The sequence below is a fragment of the Rhizobium sp. P1_C7 genome (assembly GCF_056406295.1).
In genome coordinates this window covers 309,608-323,288 of the sequence record NZ_JBFUAL010000002.1, presented here as the reverse complement: position 1 = coordinate 323,288, position 13,681 = coordinate 309,608, and the positions used below count along the sequence as shown (strand labels likewise).

Genomic DNA, 13,681 nt, shown 5'->3' with positions numbered 1-13,681 from the left:
TGAATGTCCATAATGGGTGCAAGGTTTTCGATTCGGTTGACAGGATCATAGGGATAAACTAGAACAAAGAAAGAACAAAATTCCTTGTGGATGAACGTGGCATGGATGCCCAATGCGCGTCCTCAATGGTTTAAGGTGCACCGATTGTTTCAAGCATCGCCGGGCAGGGCGGCAGGTAGGGTGAGAAGTATGGCGGGTAGCGTAAACAAGGTCATTTTGATCGGAAACGTGGGTGCAGACCCCGAAATTCGTCGTACGCAGGACGGTCGGCCGATCGCCAATCTGCGTATTGCGACGTCTGAAACCTGGCGCGACCGAAATTCTGGCGAGCGTCGCGAAAAGACCGAGTGGCACACCGTAGTCGTCTTCAACGAAGGACTCTGCAAGGTCGTCGAGCAGTATGTGAAGAAGGGCGCCAAGCTTTATATCGAAGGGGCGTTGCAGACCCGCAAGTGGCAGGACCAGCAGGGCCAGGACCGCTATTCGACGGAAGTCGTGCTGCAGGGCTTCGGCTCCACGCTGACGATGCTTGATGGTCGTGGCGAGGGCGGCGGTGCAAGCTCCGGTTCTGGCTTCGGCGGCGGTCGTAGTGGCGGCAACGATTTCGGTGGTGGCGACGATTATGGCGCTCCGTCGCAGTCGTCCGGGCGCAGCGGTGGCGGCAGTGGCACTGGCGGTGGTGGCGGAAACTTCTCGCGTGATCTCGACGACGATATTCCGTTCTGATCGAATGATCTACCGGAACCTTTTTGGCGGCGCACCATGGGTGCGCCGTTTTGATTTGGGGGTGTCAGCCAGCTGGTACCGTGTTCATCACGGACTTGACGCCATCGACCACGAACTGGGTCGCAAGCGCCGCCAGGATGACACCAAGCAGGCGCGTCAGGATAGCCCGGCCGGTGACACCGAGAAAGCGGTCGACCCGGTCTGCAATGAGCAGCGCGAGGAACAGCAGCAGCAGGCTCGCGGCGATGACGATGATCAGTTGCGCGCGTTCAAGTGAGCCCTGCATCGAGCCCGATATCAGGATGGTCGCAGAAATCGCACCAGGGCCGGATATCAGCGGGATCGCCAGCGGAAAGACAGAGATATTGTGGATGTGATCGACGGTGATTGCGGTCGTGCTCGTCTTCTCCTTGCGGTCCTGCCGCTTCTCGAACACCATCTCGAAGGCGATCCAGAAGAGCAGCAGACCGCCGGCGATACGGAAGGCGCCGATCGAGATGCCGAGTACACCGAGGACGCTCGCACCGAAAAGGGCGAAGATGGCAAGAATGATGAAAGCGATGATCGTGCCGCGCATGGCGACCTGCTTTCGCTGGCCGCGGCTCATGCCGACCGTCAGCCCGAGAAATATCGGCGCCAGACCCGGCGGATCGATGGTGACGAGCAACGTCGTGAAGGCGTTAATGAGTTGGTCGGCGCTTGCCATCGTCTCTCCATGAGCCCATATAGCGGCTCGGTATGGGGCGATTGTGATGCCGGGAAATCAGTTTGGCAAATAGCTTTGCTCGGATAGCGTGAATGCCGCTCCAAAAGGCTTGATTTGCCTTCTTTTGACTGCAAAAGCCTGTTCAAAACCCTTGCCAAAATTGGCGTATTAACAGCCTTTCCGCTATAAATCTTCAAGTGATTCTAGAAGAGATCGTGATCCGTTTTGACTGAGCAAACACCCCCCGGCGGCGGGAAGCTCCCGCCAGGCATTGAGCCCATCTCCATTATGGAGGAAATGCAGCGGTCGTATCTCGATTACGCGATGAGCGTCATCGTCAGTCGCGCGCTTCCTGATGTGCGCGACGGCCTGAAGCCCGTGCATCGGCGTATTCTCTACGGCATGTCCGAGCTCGGCATCGACTGGAACAAAAAATACGTCAAGTGCGCCCGCGTTACCGGTGACGTGATGGGTAAATTCCATCCGCACGGCAACTCGGCGATTTACGATGCCCTGGCACGTATGGCGCAGGATTGGTCCCTTCGCCTGCCGCTGATCGACGGTCAGGGCAATTTCGGCTCTGTCGACGGCGATCCGCCCGCGGCTGAACGTTACACCGAATGCCGTCTCGAAAAGGCCGCGCATTCTCTGCTCGACGATCTCGACAAGGAAACGGTCGATTTTCGCGACAACTATGACGGCACGCTCTCCGAGCCTGTCGTCGTTCCCGCGAAATTCCCGAATCTTCTGGTCAACGGAGCGGGCGGTATCGCCGTCGGCATGGCGACGAACATTCCGCCGCATAATCTGTCCGAAGTCATCGATGGCTGCATCGCACTGATCGAAAATCCCGCGATCGAGCTGCCTGACATCATGCAGATCATTCCGGGGCCCGACTTCCCGACTGGCGCCAAGATCCTTGGCCGCGCCGGCATCCGTTCGGCCTATGAGACCGGCCGTGGTTCGGTCATCATGCGCGGCGTTGCCACCATCGAGCCGATGCGCGGCGATCGCGAACAGATCATCATCACCGAGATTCCATTTCAGGTGAACAAGTCGACGATGATCGAGAAGATGGCCGAGCTCGTGCGCGACAAGCGCATCGAGGGCATCTCGGACCTCCGCGACGAATCCGACCGGCAGGGTTATCGCGTCGTCGTCGAGCTGAAGCGCGATGCCAATGCGGAAGTCATCCTCAACCAGCTCTACCGCTACACGCCGCTGCAGACATCCTTCGGCTGCAACATGGTGGCGCTGAACGGCGGCAAGCCGGAGCAGCTGACGTTGCTCGACATGCTGCATGCTTTCGTCTCCTTCCGCGAGGAAGTCGTTAGCCGCCGAACAAAATTCCTGCTGCGCAAGGCACGTGAGCGCGCCCACGTGTTAGTCGGCCTGGCGATTGCCGTCGCCAACATCGACGAGGTCATCCGCGTGATCCGGCAGGCACCGGATCCGCAGACGGCGCGCGAGCAACTGATGACACGCCGCTGGCCTGCGTCCGACGTCGAAAGCTTGATCCGCCTGATTGATGACCCCCGTCATCGCATCAACGAGGACATGACCTACAACCTCTCGGAAGAGCAGGCGCGGGCTATCCTCGAACTGCGCCTCGCTCGCTTGACGGCGCTCGGTCGCGACGAAATCGGCGACGAACTCAACAAGATCGGTGAAGAGATCAAGGACTACCTCGACATTCTTTCTTCGCGGCTGCGCATCCAGACAATTGTGAAGGACGAACTGACGGCGGTTCGCGACGAATTCGGCACGCCGCGTCGGACAGAGATCCTCGACGGCGGTCTTGAGATGGACGATGAAGACCTCATCGCCCGAGAGGACATGGTCGTTACCGTTTCCCATCTCGGCTATATCAAGCGCGTGCCTCTGACGACCTATCGCGCGCAGCGCCGCGGCGGCAAGGGCCGCTCCGGCATGACGACGAGAGATGAAGATTTTGTTAGTCAGCTGTTCGTCTTGAACACGCATACGCCGGTTCTGTTCTTCTCGTCACGTGGTATCGTTTACAAGGAGAAGGTCTACCGGCTTCCGATCGGCACGCCGACGTCGCGTGGTAAAGCGCTGATCAACATGCTGCCACTGGAACCCGGCGAACGAATCACGACGATCCTGCCGCTGCCTGAGGACGAAGACAGCTGGGATACGCTCGACGTCATGTTCTCGACGACGCGCGGCACGGTTCGCCGTAACAAGCTTTCCGACTTCGTCCAGGTCAACCGAAACGGCAAGATCGCGATGAAGCTCGATGAGGAGGGTGATGAAATCCTTTCCGTCGAGACCTGCACCGAACATGACGACGTCCTTCTGACGACGGCGCTCGGGCAGTGCATCCGCTTCGCCGTCGATGACGTGCGCGTTTTCGCCGGGCGTAATTCGATCGGAGTGCGGGGCATCAATCTCGGCGGCAACGATCGGATCATCTCGATGACCATCGTCGGCCATGTCGATGCCGAGCCGTGGGAGCGTGCGGCCTACCTGAAACGGACGGCCACCGAACGCCGGCTGGCGACCGGCGATGCAGAAGAAATCTCGCTGGTTGGCGAGGAAGTAACCGAGGAAGGGCAGCTCAGCGACGACCGCTACGAGGAACTGAAGGCGCGCGAGCAGTTCGTGCTGACCGTTTCCGAGAAGGGCTACGGCAAGCGCTCGTCGTCCTACGACTTCCGGATCTCCGGCCGAGGCGGCAAGGGCATTCGAGCCACTGATACGTCGAAAACCAGCGAAATCGGCGCGCTTGTTGCGGCCTTCCCGGTCGATGACGGCGACCAGATCATGCTGGTTTCGGACGGTGGCCAGCTCATCCGCGTGCCGGTGGGCGGCATCCGCATTGCCAGCCGCGCAACGAAGGGCGTCACCATCTTCTCGACGGCCAAGGATGAGAAGGTCGTCTCCGTCGAACGCATCAGCGAGCCGGAGGAAGAGGCAGAAGACACGGTTGAGAACGGCGATGACGCCGCGCCGAATGCCGATCACATCACGCCTGCCGTCGGCGACGAGGCTCCGGAAGCGGAGGCCTGATCTCGCTCAGGGCAGGTAGCGTCCGCAGCCCTGACTGAAGCACGACAACGAACAGGCCTGGATCATATCCGATGGATTGATCCAGGCTTTTTTTGTATGCTGGGTGTGGTGCGTGGCCGTCGTTGTGCAGGGTACACTGCTGGTGGGCGACCAGGCGTCGAAACGAAGCCGCCGCTATCCATTGCCACGTCGAAGCCTCGGAACGGCATCAGTGGCATGCAGGTTCCTACGGCCGTGCGATTGTTCGCAGGAAGCCAGACGGGCGCGGACGCTTCAGCTTGCGAGGGCGTGATTTCCGCGAAGGGACGATCCTCACTACCTACCGGGGCAGCTCCGTCGTTGCACTGTTTCAGCTTTGCGCCCATCGCGCGCGGATCGACACAACGATGCTCAGTATTCTCAGAATCGGCATCAAAAAGGCCGCATCGTTTCCGATACGGCCTCCTGACGTAATTTTGGCAGTTCCTGTCGGCCTAACCGGACTTCCGCCGAAGCTCGTCAGTTCAGTCGGCCCGCCGCGTGTGCGAGCATGGTGTAGACCTTCCCGGTGTCTGACGTGAGATAGGATTGGGTGATGGTCTTATCTCGGTCCGTACGGGCAACGTCGGCAAGCAGCTTCTCGAAGTCGGCGATGTAGCGGCTGACGGCCGTGCGGAACTCCGGCTCGCGATCGTATTTATGCTTGATCTCGTCGAAGGTCTGCTGGCCCTTCAGCGTGTAGAGCCTGCGTGTGAAGACGTCGCGTTCGCCGCGCTGATACCGGCGCCACAAATCGACGGATGCGTCGTGATCGATGGCGCGCGCGATGTCGACGGAGAGAGAGTTCAGGGATTCAACGACGTGGCGCGGATTGCGGTTATCGGTGCCACGCTGCGCTGCCGCAGCCTGCACCGGCGCTTCGGCCCGCGGCGCCGGTTGACGCAATGGTGCTTCTTCTTCCGCTGTCTCATCACGCGATGCGCCACGCAGCAGGTCGCTGATCCATCCGCCGGAGGCCTGTGTCGAAGTGGGTGCAACGGTCTGCGGGCGCTGCTGTGCGGCGGGGACGGAAGGAGGCGGCGTCAGTGTGCCACGCAGACCGAAACCTTCGATCGCCGCTGTGGGGATCGAAGTGGAGGCAGGCTGTGGCGACGGGGCCACGACCGGTGCCGGTTGCTGCGCCTGCGGGGCGATAGCGGCTTGGGTCGGACGGGGGGCAGGCTGGATCTGAGGTGCGGGCTCGGAGATTTCCAGCTGCTGTGTGGAGCGACCGACGATGTGCGAAATATCCTGCAACGCCTTGATCTGCTCCGACACGGCGCGCCGCATCGCGGCAGCACTTTCCTTTGCCTCTTCTGGAAGATCGAAGGCGCCGCGCTTCAATTCGCTGCGGGTCATATCGAGCTCCCTGCGGATATCACCAGCAGAGCGGCGAATTTCCTCGGTAGCGCCGGAGAAGCGCGACACTGCTTCGTCGACTGCCTCACGCAACGATTCACGAAGCTGCTGTGCTGCGCCATCCGATACGCGACCGGCTTCGCCGAACATGCGCTCGACATCCGAAAGAGATGCAGTCAGGCCGCCGCGTAGGCGATCGGCAAGGTCGCCAGAGCGGCGTTCGGCATTGGTGAAGGTGCTATCGATGGTCGAATTCGCGTCTTCGCTTGCCTTTGCGACGGCGCTGCGCATCGCCTCGGCGGCCTCGGTAGCGCGCTTTTCCGCTTCCGTGAGGGTGTTGCCGATATCGGCGAGCGAGGCCTGAATGCCTTGTCGCAGATTGCCGCTGATGTGGCCCGAGCGCTGCTCGGCGCGATCGAAGGCGGATTCGACCATGCCGCCAAGAGCGCGCATCGTCTTTTCAATTTCCTCCGAGCGCTGAACCAGACCGATGGAGAGGTTCTGCAGTGCTGACTCGCGGTCTTCCAGCGTCGAGACGAGGTTCGACTGCGCGGCGGCGAGCAGGCCCGATGCCTGGCCGAGCACCTTAGAGTGTTCGTCGAAGCGCCCGATGATGCTGCCGACCTGAGCGAGCGTCTGGCCCGATATATCCGAGAGGCGATCCACCTTGCCTTCGAGCAGGCGGGTTGAGGCGGATACCATGTCCGCGGCCTTTGACGCGGATTCGGTGAAGCGCGATGTCGTGTCGCCGAGACGGCTATCGACTGCAGTCAGATCTTCGGCGGCGCGGCTCATCATCTGGCCCATCGAGGCGCTGTTGTCGGACAGGCGCTCTATCAGCCTGTTGACGTTGGACAACAGGCTGTTCTCCATCGCGCCGACCGCAGTGGCGGCGCGCTCCGTGCGGGCCGCGATTGCATCGATCAATGCCGTATTCTCCGTCCGCAGGCTCTCCGTGCTCTGCTGGGTTGCGGCAACGATCTGGGAGGCAGCTTCCCTGCCGGTCTCCGCATAGCGGTCGATCAGCGGGCGGGCTGTTTCTTCGATGATGCGCGACAGTTCCGAGGAGCGCCCGGCCAGCATCGAATTGAGCTCGCGGGTGCGATCGTCGAGCGAGGCACGAATCGAGTTTCCGCGTGCTTCGAGCGCACGGTCAACCTCAGCCATGGTGGAGGCGATTTCCTGGCTGGCGGTTGAGATCGTGGTGCGAATGTCCGTGCCGTGGCTTTCGAACGTCGCTTGCGCGTCGCTCAGGGCATGCGAGATGGCGCCGACCTGGCCACTGACGAGCGTCTCGGCTTCGGCTACCTTGTTGATGATCGCGTTCCCGGCCTCGGAGAAGGTTTGTGCAACGGCTGCTGCCTGGCCGGCAAGCCGGTTCTGCGCTTCGGAAACGCGGCTGACGATCTGCTCGGACCGCGCCTCCATGGTGCGGGCGAACTCACTGCTTCGTGAATCAAGCCCCTCGGCGAATTGCTGGCCGGTCTGGCTAAGGCTGGCGGCGGCGCGCATCGCTTCGTCGTCCATGCCTTGCGTCGTGTCGGCGACTGCGTTGCGAAGCGATGCCGCAAGACCTGCAGCCTTACCCTCGATGGTGCGGTTGACGGCGTCGAGGCCGACGGTCAGCGCGCGGTCCATTGTCGACAGACGCTCATCGAGATGGGCGGTGCCGCGATCCAGTGCGTCGCCGATGCTCGCCGTGCGCGCATCGATCCCAGCCGTGAGATTGGCGGCGCGGTTGTCGATTTCGGAAGCCATATTGCGCGTACGGCCATCGATGGTTTCACCGAATTTCGAAACACTGCTGTCGAGTGTTGCTGCGATACGGCCGGATGCTTCCTCGCCGAGCATGGCGAGACGGGAAACGCCGCCGGAGAGCGTTGCGGACAGTCTCTCACCTGCAGCATCGACTTCCTGTGCGACGCCACCGACGCCGTCGCGAATGCGGTTCTCGAGTGTCGTCAGGCCAGCCTCGACGCGCGAACCGGTCTCGGCGAAGCGACCAGTCATGCTGTCGATCGAATGGTCGAGATGGGAGGCGAAGCTCTCGGTGGAGCGCGAGATCTCGCTCGCCGCGTCCTGGAAGCGGCCGGCAATTTGACCGGTGCTGTCGCGAAGGCGTTCCTCTAGCGCCCGCGCGCTCGTGTCGATCGTCAGGCGCAGGGACGCCTCTCGATCCTCTAGCGCCATTTCGAGCATGCTGGCGCTGGTCGCGAACGATGCCCCGATTGTCGTCGCCTGTTCGGCAAGCGTATCGCTGACCTGGGCATGTGCCTCGCTGAGCGTCGTGGCAATCGCCTGCGTACGGTCGTCGAGTGTTGCTCGAATGCGATCGTGAGCGTGGCCGAGCCCGTCTTCTATGCGTGCAGCGACATTGCCCGTCAGGGCCTCGAAGCGATCTGCCGCGGCGGCAAGGCCACCCTCGATACGGTGAGCGGCAGCGCCGGTCACAAGGTCGATACGGTCTGTGCCGCTTGAAAGCGTTCCGGCGAGCGTGGAGGCGTGATCGGTCAGAGCGCGATCGAGGCGGTCCTGGTTGTCGGTGTAGGCGTTGCGAATTTCCTGGGCTTTGTCAGTGAAGGCGCCGGCCACGCGCGCTTCGGCACCGGCGACGGAATCGAGCAGTGCATTGGTGCGTGCTTCGAGCGCTTCATCGAAGCTGTTCTGGCTGTCGCCGAACGAGATCGCCAGCGACATTGCCTTCTCGGCAAGCGTGTCCGCCAGACGATCGTGAACCGTCGCAATGGAATTGGTAATCGAGTTCGCGCGATGCGCCAGCGTGTCATCGATGCGGTTGTGTCCCTCGCTGAGCGAGGCGGCGAGCGCGGCGGAACGCTGTTCGAGCGTGAGTGCGATACGATCGTGTCCGCCGGTCAGTGAGCTTGAAATGCTCTCGGCGTGGTGGACGAGCGTGTCCTCGAGACGGGCATGGCCCTCGTTGATCGAGATGGCCAGCGCCATTGCTCTTTCATCGAGCGCGTCGGCGAGCTTTTCGTGGCCGCTTGCRAGCGAGCCTGTCATCGCTTCCGTATGGTGACCCAGCGTGTCGGYGAGCCTGCTGTGGCTCTCGTCGAGCGAAATGGCCAGCGCCATTGCWCTTTCATCGAGCGCGTCGGCGAGCTTTTCGTGGCCGCTTGCGAGCGAGCCTGTCATCGCTTCCGTATGGTGACCCAGCGTGTCGGCGARCCTGYTGTGGCTTTCGTCGAGCGAAATGGCCAGCGCCATCGCCTTGTCGTCAAGCGTTTCTGCAAGACGGTCGTGGCCCGTTGCGATGGAATTTGTGATCGATTCGACCCGGGTTCCGAGCGTTTCTTCGAAGCGGGTCTGGCTTTCGTTCAGCGAAACCGCCAAGGCCAATGCCTTGTCGTCCAGCGTATCCGCCAACCGCTCATGGCTTCCCGTTACGGCTTCGATGATCGCATCCGACCGGCTTGCCAAGGTGCTCTCAAAGCGGCTGTGGTTGGCCGACAGCGCTTCGACAAGGGCGCCGCTGCGTGCCGACATGACGCCGTCGATCCGCTCGTGTGCAAAATCGAGGGCATGCGTGATGTCCTCGGCGCGCTTCGAGATCATTGAATTCAGATCGTCGGCGCGACCGAAGGCCGAGGTGATCTGCTCAGTGCCCGCGGAAACGGCGGTGCTCAAATCCGAGGTCGCCGATAGTAGCGTATCGCGGAATTCAGCAGAGCGGGCCGACAGATTGTTGTGCAGGTCCGACGTGCCGGAGGCAAGCGCCAGCGAGATTTCTGATGTTGCGTGGGCGAGGGCGGAGGTCATCTCCGTCGTTCGGGCACTGATGGCGCCCGCGACTTCGTCGACTTTGCCGGAGAGAGTGCTTTCGAGAACCTCGTGGCCCGTAGACAGAGCGGTGGTCAGCGCAAAGGACTGATCGCTCAGCGAAGAGCCTATACGTTCGATGCTCGAGCTCAAGATGCCGTTCAGCGAGTCCGATCCACCGGTCAACGTATCGTTGATCCGGTTGAGGCTTTCCATGAGCTTGCTGTCGAGCGATCCGGCGCGCTTGTCAAAGGCGTTGGTGAATTCTGCCACGCGGTCGTCGAATGAGGTGGAAAGCTGCGCGACGGTTGTCTGAAGCCTCTCGTCGAAGAAGCCCGAGCGAAGATCGAGATCCATAATAGTGTCGTCGACGGTCGACTGGAGGCTCTGGCGGAATGTCGTGCCTCGCTCGTCGAGGGCACTATTGAGCTTTGCGAGCACGTCGTCCAGCGTGGTGCTGATGGTGCGTTCACCACCTGTCAGGCTCTCGTTGATATCGCGCGTGCGAGCAATCAGAATTTCGTTCAGCTGGCGCGCACGGTCGTTCAGTGCCGAGTTGAGTTTTTCGGCGTTGCTGTCCATGGTGGACGCACGGGTCTCGAACTGGCTCAGGATGTGGTCGCCGCGATCGCTCAGGGTGGCGGTCAGCGACTCCAGCCGTGTGTCGAATTCATTCGTCAATGCGAAGCCGGAAGAGGTCAATGTCTGCAGCAGCGAGTCGGTCTTGGCAGCAAGGAGCGTCCCCAGAGACTGGATCGCGGATTCCGACTTTTCGGTGATCGTCGCGGCGCGCGTGTCGATCATCGAGGCGAAAGCTTCGCCTGAGGTCGCGAGGCGAACGGCAATCTCTTCAGTGGCAAGAGACAGGTCTTCGCGAAGCTGATCGTGTACGCCGACGATCGAGGTGCGAATGCGTTCGGCGTGATTGACGATCGCCTCGCGTTCCGAGCCCAGCTCGTGGACGAGACCGCGAACCCGCAACTCGTTGTCGGCGTAGCTTCGTTCGAGCGCGTTGACCTCAGAGTGCACGAGCGTTTCGAGTTCGGAGGCGCGTGCGATCGTGCGCTCGATGCCTTCGTTCATCGCCGATACTTCGCGGCGAACGGCCTGACCGACGGTCATAATGCGCTCGGAGGCGATCGTCTCCGGTTCCGACAGGCGAAGTGCGACTTCAGCCATGGAGCGCGCAGCGTTGCGCATATCCTGAGCGCGCGACATCATGATCGCGAAAGCGTAGAAGAGAAGAACGGGGACGACGATGCCGACCATACCGGCGATCACGCCGGGCAGTGCAACTAGATCGGCGAACGAGCGAATTTGCCAGATCTGCGGCGAATAGAGCAGAGCCATCAGGCCGAGGCCGCCGACAATCCATAAAAGTGAAACGACGGTCGCGTTGCGGATCGCGGGGCGGGTCGAGCCGCCGTCGAGTGACTTCAGAAGCGAGGCCGGGGTCACCCGGTTTGCATCGTTGGCGGCGAAGGCCGGTGCGCGCGATCCTTGTTCGGGGGGGCGGGGTGCAGCAGTGCTACCACGCTGGCGCTTCTTTTCGTCCTGGCTCTGCTGACTGCGCGTGCTTGGCTTTTCGGACACTGGTGCCTCCGGGGCGTCGGGCTTTCTACCTTTGAGAGACGGCGTATTATCGTCCTCGAAGTCGATCTGAAGGGCCTCGTCCAATGCCTTGAACGCCTTGTCCTCGATCGATTCGTTGTACTTGTTATTCGCCATTCCGTTACGCCTCGTTACATCTCAGCCGGTTCAACACTGATCCGGGCCTCCGCCAAGCCCGGACCAAACCTTCGCCTCTGAACCTATCCAGCGAGCTATTTGCGAGCGGATAAGCATATCATTTCAGAGTGGATAGCTGCTTTTTCATACAGACGGTATCAAAACATTACCATTATACACTTGGCGAGCAAAGGTATCTGCCGCAGAGCTCGCCCAGTCGTATCGTAGTGACACATCCGGGCCTGCTAGACAATTAACGGCTTCGGTCGAATCGACGGATATTAACGGTTGATTAACGCTTCCTGCCGATGTGCCGCCCTTAAAAACCAAGACCTTAGTAATGTTTAACGGATGTTAACCATAACTGGAGAAATCCGCCCTGAATGCGCCCGAATTTAACGCGATTGCCACCGCGCCCCCGCACCATCAATCCAACAGCGGGAACACGACGGAGAAATGGCATGGCAGCAGTCAGTATTGCGTTCGCGGCGCCCGATAATTGCAAAGGACCGGCTCCTTCGCAACAGCGGCCGGTTGATCTTGTCCACCTGGCAAACCAGACGATGGGCGACAAGACGCTGGAACTGGAGGTCCTGCAGATGTTCGCACGGCAGGCACGGGCCTGCCTTCACGAAATGTCCTCTGGAGACGTGAAGGCAGTGACGTCGGCTGCGCATCGGCTCAAGGGTGCCGCCAGCGCTGTTGGCGCATTCCGGGTGTCGCGGGCGGCCGAAGCTCTTGAGGGCAATTGCGGTGACGCCGCTAATATGGCGGCGGTCGGTGTCGCGGTCATCGAGGCTGAGAATTTCATTCTGAAACTCTGCCGCTGATCATCCACATCGCAGGCACATTGATGTACTCGCTGGTCCGTGCCGGAGCATCGGGTCTTTTTATGCGTGCCCCAGTGGCGCATTTTGACAAGCGTGTCGCTTCTCAATCTGGAATGAATGGGGGGATGGCGGTCGTTGTTGACTGCCTCGCCGATTTGTTGGAAGTAAAATCCAGACCCTCCCACTGAAAATTACCGGAAATCACCATGCCCAAACTGACCATTGTCGCTTTCGACGGCACGCGCTTCGATCTTGATGTCGATCAGGGATCGACCGTTATGGAAAATGCAGTGCGCAATTCTGTGCCGGGAATCGAAGCGGAATGCGGCGGGGCGTGTGCTTGCGCGACCTGTCATGTCTATATCGATGAGGAATGGACCGAGCGCGTTGGGCCGCCGGAAGCCATGGAAGAGGATATGCTGGATTTCGCGTTCGACGTCCGTCCTACATCGCGCCTTTCCTGTCAGATCCGCATGAAGGCTGCACTCGACGGCCTGACCGTTCACGTTCCCGAGCGCCAGGCCTGATTGCTGGACAAAAAAAGCCTCGCTGGCCGAGAGACAAGCGAGGCGAGGTAGGCGCATTACCTACGGAAGAGGGAGGACCATCCGCGGCTTCGCAACGCGCCAGGAGAACCCAGGAACGAAAGCTCGGACTGACGGAGCTGAACTTTCGAATGCTTGAATATTAGCGCGTTGTGTTTCACTTAGCTAGGGTGAGAAATAACCACTCAATCGCTGGGGCGTGTTGAGTTTCGCACAGTTTTCATTGTGCGGCTAAACATATGTGGTCGTTTTTCGTTGGAGAATCAGCTATTTTGCGCCGCCTGACGTTTTGAGCCGGTTGTTGAGTAAGCGGATCATCCGCTGCTGGAAGTTCACCGCCTCGATCTGGTCGAATCGCGCTTGCAAGCGGTCGTGCTCTTCGATCGCGCGATTCGAAACTTCGGTCACAAGCTGCTGCATTCGATCGCAATTCGGCTGCGGCGGCAATGCGAGTATCTCTCGCTCCATGGCTCGCGCCTGGGCCTTGGCAATCTCCGCGTGACGCTCTTCGTGCCGTTTGATGTCGCTCGACAGCGCGTCCCAGATCATCGAGAGCTGGTTGCTTGCGCCCTTGCGGTTGTTCCAGCGCGGCAGGATGATCTTGGTATGGACCGTGACCCGGGCACTTCGCACGCGGCAGCGTCCGCCTTCCTGCACGTAGGTGGCGTCACCGCCAAAGCGGATCTTTGTCGCTCCGGGATGACGGGAAGAAGATCCGTTGGCAGTCGGTCCGCGCGTGCTCAGTTGCTCGTCGAGTTCGTCTGCCGTTTTGCCCTTGATATCAAAGTATGAATAGCTCTTTGTCGCGGCGACGCCTGCGGCGGCCGGGCCGGCAACTGGAACCAAGATGGAAAACGTAAGGAGGAGGGGCATATAACGCAGCACAGACAGCATTCTGCAAACACTCATGTTGAAGTTTGCGGGAGCTTGGGGCATAGCCACGACCAGCGCAATATGGA

At 60.6% G+C, this 13,681-nt stretch carries 7 protein-coding genes; 4 read left to right on the top strand and 3 right to left on the bottom strand.

Going from position 1 to position 13,681, the window contains the following annotated elements; genetic code table 11:
• The first annotated feature begins 189 nt into the window (after positions 1–189).
• A complete protein-coding gene (locus AC1D2R_RS04655; RefSeq protein ID WP_477965214.1) occupies positions 190–726 on the top strand; it encodes a single-stranded DNA-binding protein in 537 nt (178 codons plus the stop codon).
• A gap of 64 nt (positions 727–790) precedes the next feature.
• On the opposite strand, the gene AC1D2R_RS04650 is transcribed toward AC1D2R_RS04655, so the two are convergent.
• On the bottom strand, positions 791–1,432 hold the full coding sequence (locus AC1D2R_RS04650) for a MarC family protein (RefSeq protein ID WP_477965213.1): 642 nt from the start codon (positions 1,430–1,432) through the stop codon (positions 791–793).
• A gap of 225 nt (positions 1,433–1,657) precedes the next feature.
• Here AC1D2R_RS04650 and gyrA point away from each other — a divergent pair, with 225 nt between their 5' ends.
• The gene (gene gyrA, locus AC1D2R_RS04645) at positions 1,658–4,465 is read left to right on the top strand and encodes a DNA gyrase subunit A (protein WP_477965212.1); all 2,808 of its coding nucleotides are present in this window, start codon (positions 1,658–1,660) and stop codon (positions 4,463–4,465) included.
• 498 nt (positions 4,466–4,963) lie between these two features.
• On the opposite strand, the gene AC1D2R_RS04640 is transcribed toward gyrA, so the two are convergent.
• Positions 4,964–11,347 (bottom strand): apolipoprotein A-IV repeat region-like domain-containing protein, encoded by a 6,384-nt coding sequence (locus tag AC1D2R_RS04640; RefSeq protein WP_477965211.1) that lies wholly within the window; start codon positions 11,345–11,347, stop codon positions 4,964–4,966.
• Between the two features lie 461 nt (positions 11,348–11,808).
• Between AC1D2R_RS04640 and AC1D2R_RS04635 the strand changes: the two genes are divergently transcribed.
• Positions 11,809–12,177 (top strand): Hpt domain-containing protein, encoded by a 369-nt coding sequence (locus AC1D2R_RS04635; protein WP_477965209.1) that lies wholly within the window; start codon positions 11,809–11,811, stop codon positions 12,175–12,177.
• A gap of 206 nt (positions 12,178–12,383) precedes the next feature.
• Positions 12,384–12,704, top strand: a complete 321-nt coding sequence (locus AC1D2R_RS04630; protein ID WP_037128298.1) for a 2Fe-2S iron-sulfur cluster-binding protein — start codon at positions 12,384–12,386, stop codon at positions 12,702–12,704.
• 285 nt (positions 12,705–12,989) lie between these two features.
• Here AC1D2R_RS04630 and AC1D2R_RS04625 read toward each other — a convergent pair whose 3' ends face one another.
• Positions 12,990–13,616 carry a DUF922 domain-containing Zn-dependent protease gene (locus tag AC1D2R_RS04625; RefSeq protein WP_477965207.1) on the bottom strand — a complete coding sequence of 209 codons (627 nt, stop codon included), beginning with the start codon at positions 13,614–13,616 and terminating at the stop codon, positions 12,990–12,992.
• Between the last annotated feature and the right edge of the window lie 65 nt (positions 13,617–13,681).

Excerpts from the sequence above, each read along its gene's own strand:
- AC1D2R_RS04655 (WP_477965214.1), top strand. The coding sequence starts at position 190 with ATGGCGGGTAGCGTAAACAAGGTCATTTTGATCGGAAACGTGGGTGCA.
- AC1D2R_RS04650 (WP_477965213.1), bottom strand. The coding sequence starts at position 1,432 with ATGGCAAGCGCCGACCAACTCATTAACGCCTTCACGACGTTGCTCGTC.
- AC1D2R_RS04635 (WP_477965209.1), top strand. The coding sequence starts at position 11,809 with ATGGCAGCAGTCAGTATTGCGTTCGCGGCGCCCGATAATTGCAAAGGA.
- AC1D2R_RS04630 (WP_037128298.1), top strand. The coding sequence starts at position 12,384 with ATGCCCAAACTGACCATTGTCGCTTTCGACGGCACGCGCTTCGATCTT.
- AC1D2R_RS04625 (WP_477965207.1), bottom strand. The coding sequence starts at position 13,616 with ATGCTGTCTGTGCTGCGTTATATGCCCCTCCTCCTTACGTTTTCCATC.